21 protein-coding genes are annotated in these 22,855 nt (G+C 63.7%); 15 read left to right on the forward strand and 6 right to left on the reverse strand.

Annotated features, from left to right (window positions below; translation table 11 throughout):
• The first annotated feature begins 27 nt into the window (after positions 1–27).
• Both VGH98_18795 and VGH98_18800 read left to right on the forward strand, forming a co-directional pair.
• Positions 28–456: a DoxX family protein gene (locus tag VGH98_18795; protein HEY2378030.1), complete on the forward strand. Its 429-nt coding sequence runs from the start codon at positions 28–30 to the stop codon at positions 454–456.
• A 22-nt stretch (positions 457–478) separates the two neighbouring features.
• Positions 479–1,243 (forward strand): creatininase family protein, encoded by a 765-nt coding sequence (locus tag VGH98_18800; GenBank protein ID HEY2378031.1) that lies wholly within the window; start codon positions 479–481, stop codon positions 1,241–1,243.
• An 81-nt stretch (positions 1,244–1,324) separates the two neighbouring features.
• Here the strand turns inward: VGH98_18800 and VGH98_18805 are convergent, their stop codons facing one another.
• Entirely contained in the window at positions 1,325–2,704 is a 1,380-nt protein-coding gene (locus VGH98_18805; GenBank protein HEY2378032.1) for an erythromycin esterase family protein, read from the reverse strand.
• 147 nt (positions 2,705–2,851) lie between these two features.
• Here VGH98_18805 and VGH98_18810 point away from each other — a divergent pair, with 147 nt between their 5' ends.
• The 4 genes from VGH98_18810 (at position 2,852) to VGH98_18825 (ending at position 8,154) form a co-directional block, all read left to right on the forward strand.
• Positions 2,852–4,573, forward strand: a complete 1,722-nt coding sequence (locus tag VGH98_18810) for a D-aminoacylase (GenBank protein ID HEY2378033.1) — start codon at positions 2,852–2,854, stop codon at positions 4,571–4,573.
• Between the two features lie 26 nt (positions 4,574–4,599).
• Positions 4,600–6,639 carry a GMC family oxidoreductase gene (locus VGH98_18815; protein ID HEY2378034.1) on the forward strand — a complete coding sequence of 680 codons (2,040 nt, stop codon included), beginning with the start codon at positions 4,600–4,602 and terminating at the stop codon, positions 6,637–6,639.
• A gap of 30 nt (positions 6,640–6,669) precedes the next feature.
• Positions 6,670–7,656, forward strand: a complete 987-nt coding sequence (locus VGH98_18820; GenBank protein ID HEY2378035.1) for a zinc-dependent alcohol dehydrogenase family protein — start codon at positions 6,670–6,672, stop codon at positions 7,654–7,656.
• A 93-nt stretch (positions 7,657–7,749) separates the two neighbouring features.
• Positions 7,750–8,154 carry a hypothetical protein gene (locus tag VGH98_18825; GenBank protein ID HEY2378036.1) on the forward strand — a complete coding sequence of 135 codons (405 nt, stop codon included), beginning with the start codon at positions 7,750–7,752 and terminating at the stop codon, positions 8,152–8,154.
• 55 nt (positions 8,155–8,209) lie between these two features.
• Here the strand turns inward: VGH98_18825 and VGH98_18830 are convergent, their stop codons facing one another.
• Positions 8,210–8,680 (reverse strand): hypothetical protein, encoded by a 471-nt coding sequence (locus VGH98_18830; GenBank protein HEY2378037.1) that lies wholly within the window; start codon positions 8,678–8,680, stop codon positions 8,210–8,212.
• A gap of 264 nt (positions 8,681–8,944) precedes the next feature.
• On the opposite strand from VGH98_18830, the gene VGH98_18835 reads away from it, so the two are divergent.
• The 6 genes from VGH98_18835 to VGH98_18860 all read left to right on the forward strand — a co-directional run bounded on the left by VGH98_18835 (position 8,945) and on the right by VGH98_18860 (position 14,243).
• Positions 8,945–9,292 carry a hypothetical protein gene (locus VGH98_18835; GenBank protein ID HEY2378038.1) on the forward strand — a complete coding sequence of 116 codons (348 nt, stop codon included), beginning with the start codon at positions 8,945–8,947 and terminating at the stop codon, positions 9,290–9,292.
• Positions 9,293–9,474: 182 nt separating this feature from the next.
• Positions 9,475–9,648: a hypothetical protein gene (locus VGH98_18840; GenBank protein HEY2378039.1), complete on the forward strand. Its 174-nt coding sequence runs from the start codon at positions 9,475–9,477 to the stop codon at positions 9,646–9,648.
• A 130-nt stretch (positions 9,649–9,778) separates the two neighbouring features.
• Positions 9,779–11,080 carry a DUF4105 domain-containing protein gene (locus tag VGH98_18845; protein HEY2378040.1) on the forward strand — a complete coding sequence of 434 codons (1,302 nt, stop codon included), beginning with the start codon at positions 9,779–9,781 and terminating at the stop codon, positions 11,078–11,080.
• Entirely contained in the window at positions 11,077–11,322 is a 246-nt protein-coding gene (locus VGH98_18850) for a hypothetical protein (GenBank protein ID HEY2378041.1), read from the forward strand. The genes VGH98_18845 and VGH98_18850 overlap by 4 nt, the downstream gene beginning before the upstream one ends.
• Positions 11,323–11,460: 138 nt before the next feature.
• On the forward strand, positions 11,461–13,785 hold the full coding sequence (locus tag VGH98_18855; GenBank protein ID HEY2378042.1) for a DUF5916 domain-containing protein: 2,325 nt from the start codon (positions 11,461–11,463) through the stop codon (positions 13,783–13,785).
• 5 nt (positions 13,786–13,790) lie between these two features.
• Positions 13,791–14,243, forward strand: coding sequence for a DinB family protein (locus VGH98_18860; GenBank protein HEY2378043.1), 453 nt, complete (start codon positions 13,791–13,793; stop codon positions 14,241–14,243).
• 12 nt (positions 14,244–14,255) lie between these two features.
• On the opposite strand, the gene VGH98_18865 is transcribed toward VGH98_18860, so the two are convergent.
• The 3 genes from VGH98_18865 to VGH98_18875 form a co-directional block, all read right to left on the reverse strand.
• Positions 14,256–14,456, reverse strand: coding sequence for a hypothetical protein (locus VGH98_18865; GenBank protein ID HEY2378044.1), 201 nt, complete (start codon positions 14,454–14,456; stop codon positions 14,256–14,258).
• Positions 14,457–14,573: 117 nt separating this feature from the next.
• The gene (locus VGH98_18870; protein ID HEY2378045.1) at positions 14,574–15,335 is read right to left on the reverse strand and encodes an ROK family protein; all 762 of its coding nucleotides are present in this window, start codon (positions 15,333–15,335) and stop codon (positions 14,574–14,576) included.
• A gap of 161 nt (positions 15,336–15,496) precedes the next feature.
• Positions 15,497–16,474, reverse strand: coding sequence for an HD domain-containing protein (locus VGH98_18875; GenBank protein ID HEY2378046.1), 978 nt, complete (start codon positions 16,472–16,474; stop codon positions 15,497–15,499).
• Positions 16,475–16,612: 138 nt separating this feature from the next.
• Between VGH98_18875 and VGH98_18880 the strand changes: the two genes are divergently transcribed.
• Both VGH98_18880 and VGH98_18885 read left to right on the forward strand, forming a co-directional pair.
• Positions 16,613–17,209: a class I SAM-dependent methyltransferase gene (locus VGH98_18880; GenBank protein ID HEY2378047.1), complete on the forward strand. Its 597-nt coding sequence runs from the start codon at positions 16,613–16,615 to the stop codon at positions 17,207–17,209.
• Positions 17,206–19,680, forward strand: coding sequence for an ADOP family duplicated permease (locus VGH98_18885; protein HEY2378048.1), 2,475 nt, complete (start codon positions 17,206–17,208; stop codon positions 19,678–19,680). Before VGH98_18880 ends, VGH98_18885 begins: the two co-directional genes overlap by 4 nt.
• 5 nt (positions 19,681–19,685) lie before the next feature.
• Here VGH98_18885 and VGH98_18890 read toward each other — a convergent pair whose 3' ends face one another.
• On the reverse strand, positions 19,686–20,849 hold the full coding sequence (locus VGH98_18890; protein ID HEY2378049.1) for an NAD-dependent epimerase/dehydratase family protein: 1,164 nt from the start codon (positions 20,847–20,849) through the stop codon (positions 19,686–19,688).
• Between the two features lie 137 nt (positions 20,850–20,986).
• Between VGH98_18890 and VGH98_18895 the strand changes: the two genes are divergently transcribed.
• The gene (locus tag VGH98_18895) at positions 20,987–22,852 is read left to right on the forward strand and encodes a CocE/NonD family hydrolase (GenBank protein HEY2378050.1); all 1,866 of its coding nucleotides are present in this window, start codon (positions 20,987–20,989) and stop codon (positions 22,850–22,852) included.
• The last annotated feature ends 3 nt before the right edge of the window (positions 22,853–22,855 follow it).

The following is a 22,855-nucleotide window of genomic DNA, read 5'->3' on the forward strand; positions in this document are numbered from 1 at the left end:
CATCTTCCCACACCGAGGCGTCTGTCTGTGAGTCTGTTCGAACCAGCTCGTGAGCGATGGACCGGTACGGTACTCAGTGTGTTGCGCATTGTTGCGGCGTTGATCTTCATGCAGCACGGAAGTCAGAAGCTGTTTCACTATCCGCCAGCCGGTGCGCCGGGACCGGTCGCTCCATTCACCTTGTTTTCGCAGACTGGCATTGCGGGGATTCTCGAGTTCTTTGGCGGCTTCCTGCTGCTCATCGGCCTAGTCACTCGACCGGTAGCGTTCATCGTCTGTGGCGAGATGGCGGTGGCGTACTTCAAGACCCATGCGCCGCGCGGATTCCTGCCGATCGTAAATCGCGGCGAGCTCGCGGTGGTTCTGTGTTTCGTCTTCCTGTATCTCGCCTTCGCCGGTGGAGGTTCGTGGAGCGTCGACGCACTGATCGGCGGGCGACGTAGCATGAACCGTTAGGCAATACCTCGGGCCCACGATCATGACGACACGCCCCTTCATACTGTCCGAGACAACCTGGAAGACCGTCGACCCGACGCATTACGAGCTCGCGATCCTGCCATGGGGCGCGACGGAAGCGCACAATCTCCACTTGCCGTACGCAACCGACACGATTCTGTCGGTGGGCGTCGCGGCAGCCGCAGCGCAGCGCGCGTGGGCGGCGGGCGCGCGCGTGCTCGTCTTGCCGGCGGTACCGTTCGGCGTGCAGACGACCCAAATCGAGATCAAGGGGTGCATCAACATGAACCCCAGCACCCAGGCGTTACTGCTCGCTGATGTCGCCAACTCGCTCGAGCGTCAGGGAATTCTGAAGCTGTGCATCCTGAACGGGCACGGTGCGAACGACTTTCGACAGATGATTCGCGAGCTACAGCCGAAGACGAAGGTGTTCCTGACGACCGTGAACTGGTACAAGGTCGTGAACCCGAAGGACCACTTCGAGGATCTCGGCGATCATGCCGGAGAGGTCGAGACGAGCGTGATGATGCACCTCGCACCAGAGGCCGTGCTGCCACTGAGCGAGGCGGGTGAGGGGAAGGAACGCCGCTTTCGAATCGGCGGCTTACGAGAGGGTTGGGCGTGGGCGCCGCGCGACTGGAAGCAGATCACCTCCGATACCGGCGTCGGCAATCCGAAGAAGTCGACGGCCGAGAAGGGACGGAGTTATCTCGAGATTGTCGAACAGCAGATCTCGCAGTATTTCATCGAGCTGGCGAAGGTGGATCTCGGCAAGCTGTACGAGTGATTGTGGGAGTTGGTGATTGGTGATTCGTTGTTGGGGATGAGCGAATTCCAACCACCAACCACCAGCAACCAACCACGTTCCTTATTCCCCGCTCGGGAAGGTCTCCGGGACCTCGCCGACTCTCACCGGCAGATGCAGCGGCGATAGGGCGTGGGTCTCGTCGACGAAGATGAACGCGTCGTACCGGCGAGGGACGATCGTCGGCACGTAGTTGCCCCAGCGTTCGTGATCCGGATCGTAGACGACGCCAATGGCGCGATGGGCGATCGGCTCGTCGAGTCCGGGTAAGCCGCCATCGTTGGCGTCGTCGAAGACGAGAAGCGCGGCGCCGGTCGCGTCATCGCTATTCGCCACGGCGTTGTGCATGACGTCCTCCCAGCTCCCGGCGCGTGCCTCGGGAACGCGCATCCGTTCCATTGGTGCGCCCCACTCCTCGCCCGCGATCACGCTTCCGCGATGCGAGCCGAGGCCCACGAGCACGACGCCTTGGCCATCGTGCGCCTGCCTCACGAGTTGGCCAACATTCACCATCCCGGCCGTCGCCATGTTGGTGAATCGCGCATCACCGATGTGCGTGTTGTGCTCCCAGACGATCGCCTTTGCGTCCGGATTCACCGCTCGATGGTAGGTCATCAGACGGTCCAGCGTGTCGACCATGTGATGATCGCGGACATTCCACGATTGCGATCCGCCCCGGACCATGGTGCGATAGTACAGCTCGGCGTTCTTCGCGACGAGCGCATTCTGCTCGGCGTTGAACTGGGCCTCGCGGCCATCGCCATCATACTCGGCTGGCCGAGCTCGCAGCGAACGAAGAACGGAGACGGCCTCGTCCTCGCACGACGTCGGCACGAGGTAGGTCGCTCGAGCGTACTCCTGTTCGTCTTCGCCATAGGGCTCGAAGCAGCGATACGCCCGCTTGGCGCCTGCAGCGAGCTTCGGATCGATACGCTCGAGATAGTCGACGACCGCTCGCATCGAGTCCCACAGCGAATACACGTCGAGCCCGTAGAAACCGACTTTTCGATCGTCGCTCAGCCGACGCTGACCGTTGTAGCGCCGCAGCCATTCGACGAGATCGACGATCTCATCATTGGCCCACATCCACGTCGGCCAGCGCTCGAAGGCGTGCAAGACGTCGCGTGCGCTCGCGCCAGAGGCTGGATAGCTCTTCGCATAGCGATTGACGCGATAGCAGTCGGGCCAGTCGCCCTCGACAGCGATGAACGAGAAGCCCTTCTCGCGAACGAGCCGCTTCGAGAGCTCCGCACGCCACGTGTAATACTCCGAGGTGCCGTGAGACGCCTCGCCGAGGAGGACGTATTGCGCGTCGCCGATGCGGTCGAGCAGCGGGTCGAGATCCGCCGCCGTGCGGAGCGGCTGAGCGCGTTGCCGCAGCTCGGCCGCAAGGGCACCGCCCTTTCCGCCGTCGTCCGATATGTTGCCGCGTGATCGGAACATCGCTCGTCCCATGAGATGCCTCCCAACCGCGATGCAAATTGGGGGCGCGCATACTGGACGAGCACGGGTTTCCGAGACATCCTCTGTGCGTCGTCCCTCAGGCACGGCGACGGCAAGCCTAACGAATCTCCCTCCCCGCCAAACGACATGCGCATCAAATCTTCGATCGTCTTCATTGCCATCCTCGCTGCTTGCTCGGTACGCCCCGAGCCACAGGCCCGGCAGCAGGGCGGCGCTCAGCAGTACGACCTGGTTATCACGAACGGCAAGATCGTCGACGGCACGGGCAATCCGTGGTTCTACGGCGACGTTGCCATCAGCGGCGACCACATCGCGCGAATCGCCCCGGCCGGCATGCTCGCGGACGCCGGTGCGAAGGAGAAGATCGACGCGAAGGGACTCGTCGTCGCACCGGGCGTCATCGATATACAGGCGCAGTCATACCCGGAGCTCCTCACTGGAGACAGCCGCGTCGTCAGCATGATCACGCAGGGCGTGACGACGATGATCCTCGGCGAAGGCGACACGCCGGCGCCAGCCAACGACAAGATCTTCCAGTCGTCGGCCGCGATCGCAATGGATACGTCGCTGCAGCGCGTCCTGAAGGGCTTCACTGGTCCGCGTGGTTTCGACGCATGGCTCCGCGCAATGGAAAAGCACACGATGTCCGTCAACGTCGGCTCATTCGTCGGCGCCGGGACTGTGCGCGCTTACTCGAAAGGAATGACAGAGGGCCCAGCGAACGCGGCGGAATTGGACACGATGCGGCTCGTCGTTCGCGACGCGATGCTCGATGGCGCGTTCGGCGTCGGCAGCGCGCTCATCTACCCACCCGGGAGCTACGCGTCGACGACGGAGCTCATCGAGGAGGCGAAGGCAATGGCGCCCCTCGGCGGCGTGTACATCACGCACATGCGGTCCGAAGGCGATCGCTTGGTCGAAGCCGTGGATGAGGCGATCAAGATTGGCCACGACGGTGGTGTCCCGGTAGAGATCTACCATCTGAAGGCCGCGGGCGTACGCAACTGGCCGAAAGCGAAGCAGGTCGTCGCCAAGATCGACTCGGCGCGCGCCGCAGGACAGGACGTCGCTACCGATCAGTATCCGTATGTCGCAGGGCAGAACAACCTTTCGTCGTGCATCCCGCCGTGGGCGCACGCCGACGGCAAGCTCATCGACCGTCTCCACGACGCGCCGACGCGCGCGAAGATCAAGGCGGAGATGACGAGCGAGCACGCGTCGTTCGAGAGTCTGTGCATGGCGGCGACCCCGAAGGGCGTCGAGGTGGTCGGCTTCACTGTGGATTCGCTCAAGAAATACGAAGGAAAACGACTCAATGAGATCGCCCAGGCGATGCACAAGGACTGGTCGGAGGCGCTGATGGACCTAACGATCGCCGAGCAAAATCGGCTTGGTCAGGTCATCTTCATCGCATCCGACTCGAACGTGGCGATGCAGGTGCGACAGCCGTGGATGAAGTTCGGGACGGACGCCGAGGCGTTTGATCCGGACAGCGCGAAGATCTCGACGCACCCACGGGCCTACGGGACGTATCCGCGCATCCTCGGCCGCTTCGTACGGGATCAGCGAATCCTGACGCTCGAGGATGCCGTACGAAAGATGACCAGCGCCGTCGCCGACCGGCTGAGTATTCGCGACCGCGGCGAGCTGCGCGAAGGGATGTACGCCGATGTAATGGTGTTCGACCCCAACACGATCATCGACCGCGCGACGTACGAGAAGCCGCACCAGCTGTCGGTGGGGATGAAGTACGTGATCGTAAACGGTGTGGCCGTGGTGAGTGACGGAAAGGTGACGGGGGCGAAGCCGGGAAAGCTCGTTAGGGGACCGGCGTACCGGGGAGAATAGCTTCGAGGAAGGCGATAAGACTACGCATGCAAACGTTGTCCGCACATGAGCCACTGAGTCGCTCGCTAGCGCCGTCGCTTCTTTCGCCTGACGAGCGGACCACGCTTCTCTGGGTGTGCGGAACGCTGTTCCCTCGGCTCGATCCGGCGCCGGGTGACGAGCCCGAGCTCTTCACCGCCGACGGTGTTTCGTTAGGCGTTCCAGCGGCAATCGAGGAAGCCCTGGCGGCGGTGCCGGCGGAGCAGGTGCAAGACTTTCGGCTCCTGCTCCGCGCGCTCGACCACCCTCTCTTCATGCTCGGACTCGCCGGCAAGCCGCGGTCCTTCCGTTCGCTGCGCGCAGAAGAACGGGAGCGCGTACTGCTCTCGATGGCGACGAGCTCCGTCCCGCTGGCACGTAAGGGATTCCAGGCGGTGAAGCGGCTGGCCTCGTTCCTGTTTTACTCGCTCATGGACGAACGGCGTGCCAATCCAACATGGAATGGAATTGGTTACGTGCCGCTGCCTAACGCAGCGGCGCGTGATACCTCGCTCCGACTGACGAACGTCGATGGTCCGGTCCAGCTGGAGGCCGACGCGTGCATCATCGGCTCGGGCGCCGGCGGCGGAGTCGTCGCGGCCGAGCTCGCACGCGCTGGACTGCGGGTTGTCCTGCTCGAGCAGGGTCCGGGCGATCAAGCAGCACAGTTCGATCAACGCGAGATCGTCGGTATGCAGCGGCTCTACCTCGATCGCGCAACGACGTCGTCGCGTGATCTGGGCGTCACGATCCTTGCTGGGGCGTGTGTCGGCGGTGGAACATCCCTGAACTGGCAAACGTCGCTGCCATTGCCGGACGCGATTCGCGACGAGTGGGCGGCGGTTTCCGGCGTGGCGATGTTCACGGACTCGCGCTTCACGGAGGCGCTGGACGCCGTGTGTGAGCGGCTCAACGTCGGCACGGTCGAGAGCGTGATCAATGCGAACAACGAGGCGTTGCGGCGCGGCTGTACGGCGTTAGGCTGGTCCTGGCGTCACGTTCCGCGGAATGCGCATGGTTGCGACCCAACGCAGTGCGGGTCGTGCATGTACGGTTGCCGCCATGGCGGCAAGCAGGGGACGGCGGTCACGTTCCTTGCCGACGCGCAGCGGCTCGGCGACGTGACGATCATGCCGAACTGTCGCGTCACACGCGTGACTCACTATCGTGGCCGCGTGGCCGGGGTGCACGCGGTCGCGCGGGATGCCGATTCGTCCATGGGACGGGAGTTTGCGATTGGCGTGCGTGCGCCGATCGTCGTCGCCGCCGCGGGCGGTCTCGAGACGCCGGCGCTCCTGCTCCGCTCGGGAATGCGGCATGCATCGTTAGGCAGGAATCTCTTCCTCCACCCCGCGAGCGCGGTGTTCGGCATGTACGCCGAGCCGATACGACCGTGGGATGGCCCGCCGCAAACCATAATGTCCGAGGAACACGCGGCGCTCGACGGGAATTTCGGAGTCCGTCTCGAGCTCGCCGACGCACACCCCGGGATGTTGGCACTCTCGATGCCATGGCTTGGCGCGCGCGACCACCGGCGGCGCATGCAGCGTGCGGCGCACGTCAGCGCGACCGTCGTACTCGTCCGGGATGGCGAAGGGGGCCGCATTCGCGTTCGGCGCGAGAGTCGCGCGATCGAGTACCGACCGGGCGGGCGCGAGCTGTCGCACCTCAAGCGCGGGATTGCGGCCGCGGTGCGCGCGCACATCGCGGCGGGCGCGGAAGAGATCATCACCCTCCACTCGCGGCCGCACGTCTTGCAGGCGAAGCAGGCGTCGAAGGCAGCTGTCGACCAGTTCTCCACGCGCGTTCTCACCAGTGCGGTCGACCGCAACTGGTCGACGCTGTTCAGTGCGCATCAGATGGGGGCGTGCCGCCTGGGCGCCGATCCCCGCACTGCAGTGTGCGACGAGCGAGGTGCCGTTCGGGGAATCACCGGTCTATTCGTCGCCGACGCGAGTCTCTTCCCCGCGTCCTCCGGCGTGAACCCGATGATTACAATCATGGGACTGGCAAAAATCATCGGAGCGGGGATAGCAGATCGGGGCTAGGGGCAAGCGACCGGGGGCAAGGGAATTCGGATGCACGCGATGGTGCTGGAGCGGCCGCGGTCGGAGTTGATAGAACGTGAAATTCCGCGGCCGGCGCCGGCGTCGGGACAGGTATTGATTCGCGTCCGCGCATGCGCGGTCTGTCGTACGGACCTCCACATCATCGACGGAGAGCTCACGCAGCCAAAGCTGCCACTCGTCCTTGGGCACGAGATCGTCGGCGTCGTGGACGAGGCGCCCGGTGACAGCCGATTCCATCGCGGCGATCGCGTCGGCGTACCGTGGCTGGGCTGGACGTGTGGCGTCTGCGTCTACTGCACTACCGGACGCGAGAACCTCTGCGATCGCGCGCGTTTCACCGGCTATGACATCGATGGCGGATATGCGGAGTATTGCGTGGCCGACGCGCGATACTGTTTTCCGATCGTGGGTGAGTACGACGACGCACACGCCGCGCCGCTACTCTGCGCGGGACTGATCGGTTATCGGTCGCTGCGGCTCGCGGGCGATCCCGCGATCGCGAAGCGCCTCGGTATTTACGGCTTCGGCGCGGCCGCGCACCTGATTACTCAGGTGGCCGTCGCCCGGGGCCAGCGAGTATTCGCGTTCACACGGCGGGGCGACGACGCATCACAAGGCTTCGCCCGCTCGATGGGAGCGGAATGGGCAGGAGCGACTGACGAGCATCCCGAACCGCTCGACGCAGCAATCATCTTCGCCCCGGCAGGTGAGCTCGTGCCGACGGCGCTACGCGCGACGGCGAAGGGCGGTGTTGTCGTCTGCGCGGGCATTCACATGAGCGATATCCCAGCATTCCCTTACGACATTCTTTGGGGAGAGCGAACCATCCGGTCCGTGGCCAATCTCACTCGGCAGGATGCCGACGAGTTTCTCACACTGGCACCGAGGGTGCCTCTACACACGGAGGTTCAGTGTTTTGCGCTGAACGCAGCGAATGAGGCCGTGAAGGCGCACCGATCGGGACGTCTTCGTGGTGCCGCCGTGCTCGTGCCGTAGCTGGTTGCTGGTTGCTGGTTGCTAGTCGACTTCGCCAACCACCAACCACCAACCAGCAGCTACTCTCTCAACTCCATCCCCCTCGATCGCCCAATGCACGTTCAATACGTCGCCCTTTGCGATACGGTCATTCTCGGCAACGACGGCCGGCCCTCGTTGATCGGTGTCTTCAACGATCTCCAGGTTCCAACGATCCCCTTCACGCTGCCGCGTTTGGCGTTCGCGGCGCGCATTCTCTTCACTCGCGAGGAGGTTGGGCAAAGCCACCGGGTCGAAGTGGCGATGAGCGATCCGTCGGGGAAGGAAATCGGACGGCCGGGCGGCGAGGTGTCGCTGCCGGCAATGCCCACGGGTCTCGAGTCCGTCTCCGTGGATCTGCCGCTCGTGTTCGATCTCTTCAATGTCGCGACGGCGGGACGGTACACGTTTCTGCTTCACGTCGACGGTACGCCGACGGCGGCCGTGCAGCTGAGCATCCGCCAAGCGGCAAATGCGTGAGGTTGGTAGAGGGTAGAGGTGGGTAGGCAACCAACTACCAGCAACCAACTACCACCTAGTCCGCCTGCGATGATCTCGGTCCTGGCGGGAGCAACGAGTACGTCGAAACCACCGCCTCGCTTCGCTCGAGGAGTTGACGCGCGACGTCTGGTGCGCGGCCCTGGGCGAGCGCGACGAGGCGCGCCAGGTAATCCATCAAGGCGTTCGCGCGAAGGCCGCCCACGCCATCACGCCAGAGCGTGATGTTCCGCCATGCTCCGCGCCACGTTCGATTTGTCAGAACTTTGATCTGGCCATGCTCGTCGAGCACGAGAGCGCCATGGAGATTCCGAATCGCAAGGGTTTCGGCATCCTCGATCGAGCGACCGGTGAGCGCCCAATGCTCCATTCGAGACTGACGCAGTGGCAGGCGGTCGCTCGGGATCGTTGCGAGCTCGAGGACCTGCCGCATGGTAACGATCGCGGACGCAAGCGCCGCGACGCGCGATTCTTCGGCGGCGGTGAGCTCGGTAGAGTATCGTGTCATCTCGCTGCACCTCGCAACGAGGTCAGCCAGCGCTGCCGGAGTTGGGACTTCCGTCGGATTGGGCATCAAAGAACAGCGAAGACTCGGCTACAGTATGCAGGGCAGCGAGAATGGTGCCTGTGCACCGGCAAGAGTAATGATTGCACGAAATCGTGTCGTGACGTGCATCACACTGCGCTGCACCGGTTTCCAGCGTTTCTGCCTAACGTCAGACGAATTTGGACGCTCGGTTATCATCGATTTCGAGTGTGAGGAGACCAGGAAATGACGCGCTCGGAGCAGGCAGTTCAGGTCTGGCAGGTGCTCGTGAGTGCCGCCTTCTACCGTCAGACACTCACATACACCCTTCTCGCCGATCGGATCGGTCTCGACGGCGGTGCTTTGAGCCAGGCGCTCGGAATGGTGAGCCGGTACTGCTCGCTGAAGCAGCTGCCTCCCCTTCCGGTCCTGGTGGTGCGCTCGGACGCCGGCATTCCCGCAGACGATCTCACCTGGACGACCGATGTCGACTTCGCGCGCGAGGCGGTCTACTCGACGGAGTGGTACAAGCTCAAGCCGCCCTCAGCGAACGACTTTGTCCTAGTAGAGAACATGGGCGTGGGAGAGAACTGAAGCCGGCGCCGAAAGGCGCAACTGCTGAAGACGCAACTGATGACGCGTCGTCCGGCAGTCGCGCCCTGCGTCTTCAGGATTTTTTTCGGGTCCTCTCGTCGACTTCACCGGTACGAGAATCCAGTGCGGCCTGCGTCGAGTCGAGTGACGTCATTCCTCGACCGATCACGCGACGGCCCGTCGTGGAACTGGAGGAGGCACTCCGCGAGCTACTGGTGCGCGACGAGCTGGAGGCGCTGCGTGCGCTGCTGACGTTCTTGCCTTGCGACTTGCTGCTGCCTTTACTCGAGCCGCCCTTTCCACCGCTCGCGCTCGTACCACCGCTGCTCCGTTTCGGCATGTTGATCCTCGGGTGAAAGACATCGGCATCGCGCGCACGCTGCGTGCCGCGCGGACGCGCGAAAATGGCGGGCGTTCAATCGGTCGTTACCTTCTTAGGCGCGCTTGCTTCTGATCGCAATCCAACGCCTCCGGTTCCGACTCTCGATGACGCTTCGCCGAGTCGCTCTGCTTCTCTTGCTTTCACCGATGCTCGCCGTCGCTCAGGTGCGGCCGCCGAGCGCCCAGAAACCTCCGGGTCCGCGCGTCACGCCGCCTAGCGAGCCTGGGAGCGAGCTGACCGTCACGCTGCTCACCATGGGTGTCGGCGAGCAGGTCTGGGAGCAATTCGGCCACAACGCGCTCTGGTTCCACCTCGAGCGAGCGCCCTCCCAGGGCGGTCCCGTCGATGTGGTCTACAACTGGGGAATCTTCGACTCGAGCCAGCCATACTTCATACCGCATTTCCTTCAGGGTCGGATGCTGTACTCGATGGGAGGCTATCCGCTTGAGGAAACCCTCATCGACTATCGCGAGCGGGACCGGGCCGTGTGGGCGCAGCAGCTCGACCTGACCAACGCGCAGAAGATTGCGCTGCGCGATTTCGTCGTCTGGAACTCGCAACCCCAGAACAGGAACTATCGGTACGACTACTACCTCGACAACTGCTCAACGCGCGTGCGCGACGCGCTCGATCGCGTGCTCGGCGGCGTGATCCGCGCGACGTTCTCCGGCCGGAAGACGAACTACACCTATCGGTCCGAGACGCTGAGGCTCACGCAACGCGAGGCTCTCCTCGCGTCCGGCATCGATCTCGGCCTGGGACGTCCCGCCGATCGCGACCTTTCGGCGTACGACGAGATGTTCCTGCCAATGCGGCTGCGCGACTACATCCGCGAGCTTCGTATCGACGACGGGCATGGCGGGACGCGTCCGCTCGTGAAGAGCGAACGCATGCTGCTCGGCACGGTGCGACACCCTGAAGCGACCGCGCCTCCCAACTGGCTGCCCGTCTTCCTGACACTCGGTATTCTCATCGCAGCGCTCTTCGCGGTGATTGGGTGGCGCGGCGCGCGTGGAAGCGCGCGGGCGAGAATTGGTGCTGGTGTCCTGTTCGCGACCTGGGCATTCGGCGCGGGTATTCTTGGTCTCATCCTCGCGCTTCTGTGGGGAGTGACCGATCACCACTTCGCCCATCGCAACGAGAACCTTCTCCTCTTCAATCCACTCTGGCTGCTGCTCTCGGTATTTGCGCCGATGACCGCGGTGAAGGGCGGGCTCGCACGAACGACGCGCTGGCTGACCTTCCTGCTGGCCGCGCTCGGAGTGATTGCGCTCTTGCTCCATCTCATTGGACTATCGCGCGAGTCGAATGGGCCGATTATCGCTTTTGTCTTGCCGCCGATGCTGGCGTTGGCGTGGGCCGTGCACCGAGCGACTGCGCGTCCCCGCGCGATCGAGCGTCGATGACGAGTTCACGCAAAGCAGTGGGAGACAAGTTCAAGGAGCGCAAGCAGGCAGCGGGACGCATCGGATTCGCAATGGGGTGTGTCGCCGCAATCGTTGCCACGGGCATCAACTTCGTTCGCGCGCCACGGCCACTCACGCTCGGAATCGAAATGCTGATCGTGCTCGTCGCGGCACTCAATATTCCGCTTGGCATTGCAATCGGTCTGTTAGGCGAACGGTTTTCGCGGCGCGTGGAGCGCTGAGGCCGGTCACGGCGCTATCTTCCACGCGCCCCCCGCCCCGCTCCCCGCATCACGCGTTCCGCTCAGATGTTCGCCGCAATTTCCCTCCTCGCACTCCTTCAAGCCCAAACGTCAGTCGAACAATCGCAGGCGCGCCCAGTGGCGCGACACGCGACGTACGACGGCCGCGCTAACCAGACGTCGCTTCGCGCGCCAAAGGCCGACGGACGCGACGCCGAGGTCACCATTGATGGGTCGCTCGACGAACCCATCTGGCGCGATGCGGCAGTACTCACTGGCTTTTCACTCTATGCGCCGATCGATCAACGACCCGCGCCGGATTCGACCGAGGTGCTGGTCTGGTATTCGTCGACCGCGATCTACTTCGGCATCCGCGGGTTCGAGCCGCACGGCGGCGGCGACGCCGTTCATGCGACGCTGGCCGATCGCGATCGCATCAGTGGAGACGACAACGTCGAGATTCATCTCGATACGTTCCACGACCAGCGCCGCGCATTCGTTTTTATAGTGAATCCCCTCGGCGTTCAAGCTGACGGGATGAAAAGCGAGGCCGGCGGCTTCATTCCCGGCTCGAATGTCATGCCCGGACAGAACGATCTCAGTGCCGATTTCATCTGGCAATCGAAGGGGCGCGTCACGCCATGGGGATTCCAGGTCGAGATTCGCATTCCGCTCAAGTCGCTGCGGTTCGCCGCACGCGACGTGCAGGATTGGGGACTTCAGATCCAGCGCAACGTCCAACACTCCGGATATCAGGAGACATGGACGCCCGCTCGTAAGGCATCGGCATCGTTCCTCGCGCAAGAGGGGACGATCGTCGGGCTCACCGGCATGCATCACGGTGAGGTGCTCGAGCTGAATCCGGAGCTGACGTCGACAACCGCCGGCGCGCCCCAGACGCTCGCGAACGGTGCGGCCGGTGCGTGGGGCTACGAGCAGTCCGCCACGTTAGGCGGCAACGTGAAGTGGGGAATGACGAGCAACTTCGTGCTCAACGGCACGATCAAGCCCGATTTCTCCCAGGTCGAAGCGGACGCGACACAGATCGCGAGCGATCTGCGCTTCGCGTTATTCTACCCGGAGAAGCGGCCTTTCTTCGTCGAAGGCAGCGATCAGTTCAACGTTCCGAACACGCTGGTCTACACGCGCCAGATCGTGCATCCGACGGACGCGGCGAAGATTACGGGAAAGGTGGGCGGAACGGATCTCGCCCTCCTTTCGGCCGTCGACGACCCGCAAGTGTCGCGAACGCCCGGCAGCAATCCCATCGCAACGATCCTTCGCGTTAGGCGCGACTTCTCCGGGCAATCGACGGCGGGCGTTCTCGTGAGCGATCGCGAGGAGGGATCGGCGTTCAATCGCCTCGCTGGTGGCGACGTCCGCTTCGTCTTCGGCCGGCTTTATTTCGCGCAATTTCAGGCGGTCGCAAGCACGACGCGTCTCAGCGATACGACGCGCACCGGCCCGATGTGGGAGGCGGTGCTCGATCGAACGGGACGCGCGTTTGGATTCCACTACAACATCATCGGTATTCATCCCGATTTCGCGGCGTGGAACGGCTTCGTGCCGAGAACGGGATATGTGCAGCCCAGCGTCTCCAACCGCTTCACGATCTATGGCCGGCCCGGTTCGGTCTTCGAGCGCTACAACGTTTTCATCACGACGAACGCGCTCTGGCGCTACGACGACTTCTTCTCGGGAAAAAGTCTGCTCGAGAGCAAGGCGTCGGCGAGCAACCAATTCCTCCTGCATGGCGGTTGGTCGCTCAACCTGAATCCGACGCTGGCGAGCTTCGCTTTTGATCCGGCTCAGTACGCAGGACTGGTGACCGTCGCTCCGCCCGGTCCGGGCTCGCCTCAGCTTACACCGTTCGTGCCATCTCCGCGCATAACCACATTCGTCATCGGCACGAGCGTGAATACACCGATCTATCAGGAATTCGACGCCTCGGTGAGCGCGACGGGAGGTAACGACGTCGACTTCAGCGAGACGTCGCGCGTCCACCGCTTCGACGCGGGCGCAACGGCCAACTGGCGGCCGACGGAAAAGGTCCGAGTGAATGCATCCTACGTGAGCTCGATGCTGACCCGCCGCGCCGACGACCGGATCACCACATTCATCCGCATTCCTCGGATCAAGGTAGAGTATCAGCTCGCGCGGCCCGTGTTCGTGCGATTCGTCGGCCAGTACACTGCTACCACGACTGGCGATACGCTCGTGCGCGACCCACGCACGGGGCTGCCGCTGACGACGATCGGCTCGTTAGGTCCGCAGAACGTCGAGCGGCTTCCATCGACGGCATTCCGCGTCGATTGGCTGTTCTCCTATCGACCGACGCCGGGCACGGTGTTCTTCGTGGGCTACGGAAGTAGCTTGACGGAGGATGATCCGTTGGCATTCTCGCGGCTACGGCGCGTCAACGATGCGTTCTTCGTGAAGGCGAGTTATCTGCTGAGGATGTAGAAAGCATGGCCGACCTTCTCGAGAATCTCTTCGCTCACATGTGGTGGGCGCATGACGAGTTGTTCGCGGAGCTTCGTAAGGAGCCGCCGGACGCGGAGACGCTCCGGCTCCTTGCACACGTCGTTGCAGCAGAGCATTTGTGGCTCGGTCGCATCGATCTCACCAAGGCAAGAGTCGCCGTGTGGCCGACACTGTCGCTCGACGACGTCGCGCAACTCGAGAGCGAGAACCGCGCGCGCTTTCGCGAACTGATCGGCCGGCGCGACGACACGCGTGAACAACGCGTGCGCTACCGGAACAGCGCCGGCAACGCGTTCGACAACAGTGTCCGCGAGATTCTCACGCACGTCGCGCTGCACGGCCATTACCATCGCGGACAGATCGCGCGCGTGATGCGAGCCGCGGGCCGTGAGCCAGTGTATACGGATTACATCGGCTTCGTGCGAAAGGGGCGCTAGCGTCCCATCGACTCAATCGACCGGCCAGCGCTCGCGGCGTTCGCGGTCGGTGAGAGCCGGTTTGCCGGACGACGACCGATCGGTGCTCGTCCGCTCGCCGCCACTCGAACTGTGGCGCCCGTTGCGGTACGAATCATCCTCCGGATTCGGCCCGCTCGGCGCTGAACGATTCGGCGGCGCGGTGTCACGATCCCGGTGTGTCCGGTCGTCCATGGCTCTCCAGCTCCTCGACTCTCGGGGACCTTTTCAGTTCCGCAGGCGATGTGCCGGATGCGTGTGCCAACCACGAAATTCTTGCGCTTAGCACCTACTAGCCCCTAGCCCCTAGCGTTACGCCCAGAGTCGAACGCCGCCAAGTATGCCAGCGGTGTTCGACACGACGCTCACGTCGCGAGGCAGAACGACGTCGAGCAAACGCGAATTGCCGCCGCCGATGTAGAGATGGTCGAAGTTCGTAAGATTGCGTAACGAGTCGATCGCTTCCAGCACGTGGCGCTGCCAGGAGTTGTCGCCGTCACGCTGGCGCGCAGCCTCGCCAAGCTCGTCCTCGTACGTCTTGTCTTTGCGGAAGTTGTGATGAGCAAGCTCGAGGTGTGGACCGAGATGTCCATCGACGAAGATCGACGAGCCGAAGCCGGTGCCGAGCGTAATCACCATCTCGACGCCCTTCCCCTTCACCGCGGCAAGTCCCTGCACGTCGGCATCGTTCTCGACGCGAACCGGCTTATGCAATCGTCGCTCGAGGGCCCGAGCCAGATTGAAGCCCTGAAAGCGCTCGGTGCCGAGGTTCGGCGCGGTACGAATGACACCGTTCCGGACGACGCCCGGAAAGCCGACAGATACGCGATCGAATCGCGGCAGTGATGGCACCAGCTGCGAAATCAGCGTCACGAGTTCCTGTGGCGTCACCCGCTTCGGTGTCTCGATACGCACCCGGTCGTGAATCATGCGACCGCGCGCGTCGAGCACCGACGCTTTGACGTGAGAGCCGCCAATGTCGACGGCGAGTGTCGCGGGGCCGGAGCGGGAGCGCGACTTCGCGCGCATCGCTCGCGAGGATTTCCTGGTCGCCGTTTTCTTCGTGCGTGGCATTGTGATCAGTCGTCTCGGAAGTCTCGAGAGATCGATTGTAAGCCAGTCGGAGCGTGCAGGCGAGGGCACCGGGCGAGGCGCTTGTAGGAATCATTGCTTGTTATGTTCCGGCGCGGCGTGCGGCACGCGTCGACCCATTGGTCGTGCTGAAGACCTGATGGCTATGCGCCGCGCACCACGCTCAACGCGCGCGGAATCTGGTCGACCGGCTCCGGCGCCGCGGCGAGCTTGCGAAGCGCACGTACGACGTCGGTGGCGAAGATCTGACCCGCACCACGCTCGATCTCCTCGACGGCGCCCCACGGCGAGAATGGCGGCCGGTTTGGGCTTGGCATCTGCAGCGTCTCGAATGCGTCGGCGACGGCGAGCACTTTCACGCCGAGGGAGCTGCGAACGAGATCGACGGGCCAATCAGCACCGACGTGCTCGTGGTAATGGCTGTACTCGCTCACGAGGTCGAGCGCCGCGCGCATCGACGTCGCGATTGGCAACTGGCGAACATCGCCAGGGAACTGCTCGAAGAGTCGCAGCAGCCGTGGGTCCTGCGGCCCCAGCTCATGGAGGAGTGCCGCGACACGAAGGTCTTCCAGCTCCTCACTGCGCATACCGAGTTCGCGGCCGAGCGTGACCGCGCGTGCGGCGACGCGGAAGCTGTGACCGGTATTGTGCCGTTCGCTGGACTCGAGATGGAACGTCAGCAGCTCCAGCATGGTCATGTACGCGCCCTTGAGATCCTCGAGCCGCGCACGCCGCTGATCGGCAAGCGTGCCGACGGCGTACCCGGTAAGGATGAGGAATCCTGCCCATGGGATCATCGTGAAGAGGAGCCGGATATTCAGCCCGCTTTCGAGCGCGGCCGAGCCATTGAGGCCCACGAACGCTTCAAAGAAGGCAACCAGGGCGACGATGAATACCGAAGACCAAACGGCGCTGCGCCGGCCGAGGTAGAACCCCGCGGCGATGACAGGGAGGTAGTAGAAGTTGAGAAAGGCGATCTTCTCGTCGATGAACCAGTGGATCGCGAGCATGCTGCTCACGAGCAGGAGCACGAGCACCAGCTCGAAATGCTCGAACACGAACCATCTGGCGCGATTGAGCGCCGTCTGGCGGATGGCCGGGTTGTCGAGAGAAGGTCGCATGCGGAAGATGGACGAGCAGCGATGCCGGCCTGCAACACCCAAAAGGGCTAGGGGCTAGGGGATAGGAGCCAGGGAGTGGCATTATGCATTGCTTCTTTCACTTCACCCTAACCCCTGGGCCCTAGCCTCTAGCTCCTCGTGAAAGCTTACGATTCCTCGTACTTCCACCGCTGGTATCGCGATCCACACACGCGCGTGACGTCGGAACGCACGCTCGAGCGGAAGGTGCATCTCGCGGTATCGGCCGCCGAGTATATGCTTGGCCGCCGCGTGCGAACGGTGCTCGACGTCGGATGCGGGGAGGCGCGATGGTGCGTCGCGCTCCGGCGTATGCGGCCCGGCGTCGGGTACATCGGCGTCGAATCGAGCGAGTACGCGGTGCGAACCTTTGGTGCGAGCCGAAACGTTAGGCAGGGAAGTTTCGGCACGCTCCGTTCGCTGAAGCTGCGCGGTCCGTTCGATCTCGTCGTCTGCGCCGACGTGCTGCAGTATGTGTCGAGGCCCGACCTGGGCCGGGGGCTCCGCGAGATTCGCCGCTTGTTAGGCGGCGTTGCCTACATCGAGGCCTACGCCCGCGAGGACGACATGGAGGGTGACATGGACGGCTGGATCTACCGCTCGGCTGCAACGTACCGGCGGGAGTTTCGAAACGCGGGTTTGACACACTGCGGGCTGTACTGCTTTATCGACGCGTTGAAGATCGAGGCAGTGAACGCCCTGGAGGTGTGCTCGTGACGCTTAGCGTCTTCGACCGACTCGATCTGTTGCGCCACGACCTACGGCTCGCCGCGCGTTCCTTGTCGCGGAGCCCAGTGTTCGTCGCGACGACTGTGTTGTCGCTCGCGCTTGGCATTGGCGCGAGCGCGGCGGCATTCAGCGTGCTCGAGGCCGTCCGCTTTCGCGCGCTTCCCTTCCCCAATGGCGACCGCCTCGTCGTCATTCAGGAAGTGCCGCTCTCGGCGAACGGCAGCGCGGCGGCCTGCCCGATCGGCTGCGATCCGTCGTACGAGACGTTTGCCCAGGTGCTGCGCAACCGTCCCTTCCATTCGCTCGACGCCGTCGCCGCGTTCACCTCCGGCGCCAAGGGTCTGGTCTTGGGCGACGAAATCGTCCCAATCCTCGGCGGCGTCGTGTCGCCTAACGTCTTTCCGCTTCTGAACGCACGAGCGACGCTCGGTCGCACCTTCAGCTCCGAGGATGACCGCCTCGGCACGACGCCGGTCGTGGTCCTGAGCTACGCACTCTGGACCGGGCGCTTCGCGCAGGATCCCGACATCCTCGGAAAGATCGTGAAGCTCAGCGACACGCGCTACACGGTAGTAGGGGTCATGCCGGCGGGTTTCGAGTTCGAGTCTGGCTCGCAGTTCTGGCTGCCCGTGGTGCCGACGCTCGATCCGAGCACGCGTCCGTCGATTCGAAATATGACGGTTGTCGGCCGACTCGCACCTAACGCGACCATCAGCATGCTTCGGAGCGAGCTGACGACGATCGCGCCCGCGGTGCAGATGACCGCGCGCGGCCAGCCGGTGTCGACGAAGCTCGCGGCCCAACCGCTTCGCGAGCGCTATGTCGCGTCGACGCAATCGCACGACGTGATTTTTGCCGGCGTCGTCGCGTGCGTGTTGCTGATCGCCGTCGCCAACGTCGCGACATTGCTGCTCGTTCGCACGGCGCACCAGGAGCGCGAGCTCGCGGTGCGAACCGCCCTCGGCGGCGGAACCGGCAACCTAACGAGATATCTTGTCGCACAGCAGGCGATGCTGGTCGCCGCCGGTGCCGTGCTCGGGCTCCTCCTTGCGAGTTGGCTGCTGCGCGGTTTGCGGTCGCTCGCGGTGCTCGACTCGATACGGCCGCTCGGCATGGAGTATCGAATCGACGGCACTGTCGCCGCCTTTGCCATTGCGCTCTCGCTCGGCATCGCGCTCGTGCTCGGCCTCTTGCCCGTACGCGCGGTGCGCCGGATGGATGTGCAGCGTGTCCTGCGTGAGAGCGCGAGCGGTGCGGGTGGTGGACGGCGCAGCCTCACCCAGCGGGCTTTTGTCGTCGCCGAAACGGCGGGCGCCGTCGTGCTGCTCGTCGGCGCGGCGCTCATGGCGCGAACGGTGCTCCGCCTAACGCAAGTCGACGTCGGCTTCGACGCCGCGCGATTGGTCCAGGGGACGCCGAGCTTCCCGCACAGCTGGCGCGTGAAGGAGACGTACGTGCCGGTGGCGAAACGGATCCTCGTGGATATGGGAGCGCTGCCTGGGGCGGCGTCGGCGGCGATGCGGGCGTCGAACTCGCTCGGCATACGCGGCGCGCCCGGTGAGATCCGCCTCGCGGGAGACGCGTCTCCGCTCGCGCCGTCGCTGACGCCGAAGAACGTCATCTCGGTGAGCTCTTCCTATTTCTCGACGGCCGGCGTTCGTCTCGTTGCCGGTCGCGAGTTCAACGACGCCGACCGCGAGACGACGGTGCCCGTCGCGATCGTGAACGAGTGGGCGGCGCGGAAGTGGTGGCCCGGGACGAACGCAGTCGGCCAGATGTTCCGCGTCGACAGCGCGCCGCGCGTGAGGGTAACGGTGACGGTTGTCGGCGTCGTCCGCGACAACAAGGCGACTCAGCCTAACGTGTTGCTCGCGATCGATGGACCCGAAGTGTATCGTCCGTATGAGCAGGCGCCCTCGGCCTTTCCGACTTATGTCGTTCGGGCCACGAATGGCCTGGCGCCACAAGCGCTGCTCCGTCCGACTCGTCAGGCGCTGATCCGCGCCGTGCCGGATCGGCCGCTCTTCACACAGCTCGTCGCCGAGCAGGTCGCGCTGCAGCTTGCGGGCGTGCGAACGAACGCGCTTCAGATCATGGCCTTCGCCTTGATCGGCCTTGTGCTCTCGCTCGTCGGCATTCACGGCGTGCTAGCCTACACGGTGAGCCGACGCACGCGCGAGATAGGAATTCGCGGTGCGCTCGGTGCAACTCGTGGAACGCTACGCGCGATGGTTCTGCGCGACGCGTTACTGCTCGTCGTGGTCGGGTTGGTGATTGGATTGCCGGCCGCCGCGCTTGCGGCGCCGGTGATCGGCGGCCTGATGCACGGCGGGCGTCTTGCGGACCCGCTGGTGTACTTCGCGGTCGCAGTGACTGTGCTGTTGGCGTCGTTCGTGGCGAGCTGGATACCGGCTCGGCGGGCGTCGAACGTCGATCCAAATATTGCGTTGAGGACTTGAGCGGCTCAAGCCTTACGAGCGTGCCATTCAGCAAGCACTTGCGCCTCGCGGTCCGCGGCAAGACCCGCGCGCAGCGTCTCCTGACGCGCGGGCGGCTGCGAGTGATAGTAGTCGAGCGTGTCGCGAGTCGTCACCGCGAGCGGGCGGAAGGTGATGCCTAACGCGAGCTCGGGCGAGATATCGAACCGCGCGAAGCCGAGATTCTTACCGCGCGCGGGCTGCCAGACGGGCATCTCTCGGTACGCGCGCACGTCACGGGCGATGAGGAAATCCGCGTCGACCCATGTAAATGTCGCCTCGGAGCTGGTCGCGGCCTTGATGCCATGGAGAAACTCGGCGAACGAACGCGGGTTTTTCGGACCGACGGCGTTGAACACACCAGGGGCATCTTGCTCGACCAGGCGAACCATCCATTCCGCGAGATCGCGCGCGTCGATGATCTGAACGGGATCGCTGCCGTCGCCAGGCGAGAGCACTTCTCCACCCCGCTCGATACGAACGGGCCAATAGGTGAAGCGGTCGGTTAGATCACCCGGTCCGATGATGAGCCCTGGTCGAACGATCGTCGTGCGACCCGGGAAATACTTCTGCGCCTCCTTCTCGGCGAGCGCCTTCACGAGACCATATGGCATCGGCTTGCTGCGATCCCAACGCGCCGTCTCTTCCGTGAAGACGGGTGCGTCCGAGGTCATCGGCACGCGGCTCAGGTCAGAGTAGACCGAACGCGTCGACACGAAGACGTACTGCTTGACGCTGTTCTTCAGCAGATCGGCGCTCAGCGTAACCCAATGCGGATCGGTCTGCACCGAGTTGTCGATCACCGCATCCCATTGGCGCCCCTCGAGCGACTTGAGGTCGCCATTGCGATCGCCGATGAGCTTCTCGACGGTCGGGAAGAGTTTCGGGTTCGTTTTGCCACGATTGAAGAGCGTGACCGTGTGACCGCGATCGAGCGCGTACTGCACCTGATAGGGCCCGATGAATCCCGTGCCGCCGAGGATGAGAATGCGGAGCGGACGCGGCGCCTTCTCTCGCGGTGGGGTGGTGAACTCGACGCGGTCGTTTGGTGGGATCTGCGCTGGATGCGCGCAACCATCGAGGTTGACGCCGAGGCCAACGGCGCCGCCAGCAATGGCCGTGGTTTTCAGGAAATCGCGGCGAGTGGTCATTCTGATCGCGGTGAGAGATGATGTTGGAGGCTACGTCTCAAGATGACCTACCGTTGTACCACGATCAATCGTAAGGCTTGCGCGATCCACGTACCCGGCCCATGCTCGTGCGTCTCCAACACCACCCTGACGAACCGATGAGAATTCGAGCCTTCCTCGTCTTCGCGCTCGCGGCGAATGTCGCCGGCGCGCAGCAGCCTGCGTCCGACAACGTACAGCGCTACGTGAAGACGAACGCCATGATCACGATGCGCGACGGCGTTCGCCTCAATACCGACATCTACGCTCCGCGAGATCAAGCAGGGCAGTTGCCAATCATCTTCCGACGCACGCCCTACGGCATCGACAACCTCGCCGGCGCGCTCGATGCCTCGTACAAGGAGCTCGCGGACGACGGATACATCTTCGTCTTCCAGGACATTCGCGGGCGCTTCAAGTCCGAGGGGCAGTTCGTAATGCAGCGCCCCGCGCGCGACGCAGCGCAGCGCAAGAACCCGAAAGCCATCGACGAGGCGACGGACGCGTACGACACGATCGACTGGCTCGTGAAGAACGTGCCCCAGAACAACGGCCGCGTTGGCATGTTAGGCGTTTCGTACGATGGATGGACAACCGCGATGGCGCTCACGGACCCGCATCCTGCGCTGCGCGCTTCGTCTCCTCAGGCATCGCCCTCGGACATGTGGCTCGGCGACGACTTCCATCACAACGGCGCGTTCCGCCTCAGTTACGGCTTCGAGTACGCGGCGATGATGGAGGCGGGCAAGGACGTCGAGAACTTCAATTTCGACAAGTACGACACCTATGAGTGGTATCTCACGTTAGGCCCGTTGTCGAACGTCAACGCGAAGTACCTGCACGGCAAGATTCCGACGTGGAACGACTACGTCGCGCATCCCAATTACGATCTCTTCTGGCAGCGACAAACGCTGATCCCGGCGTTGACGCAGGTCACCGTGCCCACGCTCAACGTCGCCGGATGGTGGGACCAGGAGGATTTCTACGGCCCGGTGCAGATCTACGAGCGACTCGAGAAGTTCGACACACAAAACAAGAACTTTCTCGTCGTCGGTCCGTGGAATCACGGCGGATGGAATGCGCAGTCGGGACAGAAGCTCGGCAACATCGACTTTGGCAGCCCGACGTCGAAGTATTTCCGCGATAGCATTCAGGCTCCGTTCTTCGCGTACTACCTGAAGGATCGCGGCAATCTGCATCAACCCGAGGCGATCACGTTCGAGGCCGGGTCGAATCAGTGGCGCCACTACGACGCGTGGCCGCCGAAGGCCAATGTCACCGCGCGCTCGATCTTCTTCCGCGATAACGGCGATCTGTCCTTCGACCCGCCCGTGGTGCAGCAGGGCGCGCTGGCTTATGACTCGTACGTCTCCGATCCCGCGCATCCGGTGCCATACCGGCATCGGCCGATCCAGGCGACGTACGATCCGCGGGGCTCCGGCTGGTACACCTGGCTCACCGAGGATCAGCGGTTCGTGCGGGACCGTCCCGATGTCCTGACGTGGGAGACGCCGGTGTTGACGCAGGACGTGACGATCGCGGGCGATGTCAGCGCCGATCTTTTCGCGGCAACATCAGGGAGTGATGCCGACTGGATCGTGAAGCTCATCGATGTGTACCCGGAGGAGATGCCTAACGATGCAAAGATGGGCGGGTACGAGTTCATGGTCGCGAACGAGGTACTGCGCGGGCGGTACCGCAAGAGCTACGAGCGCCCGGAAGCGATCACGCCCAATCAGACGACGGAGTTCAAGTACAGCCTGCACGGCCAGAGCTACCGGTTCCAGAAGGGACATCGGATCATGGTGCAGGTGCAGAGTACGTGGTTCCCGATCATCGATCGGAACCCGCAGACGTTCGTCCCGAACATCTTCGAGGCCAAGGCGTCGGATTACCGTCCGGCGACAATCAAGGTGTATCGCACGCCTCAGGCGGCGTCGCATCTCGTGCTGCCGGTCGTGAGCGATCTCAGGCCCGTACCATAGTCT

Source organism: Gemmatimonadaceae bacterium (assembly GCA_036496605.1).
Taxonomy (GTDB): domain Bacteria; phylum Gemmatimonadota; class Gemmatimonadetes; order Gemmatimonadales; family Gemmatimonadaceae; genus AG2.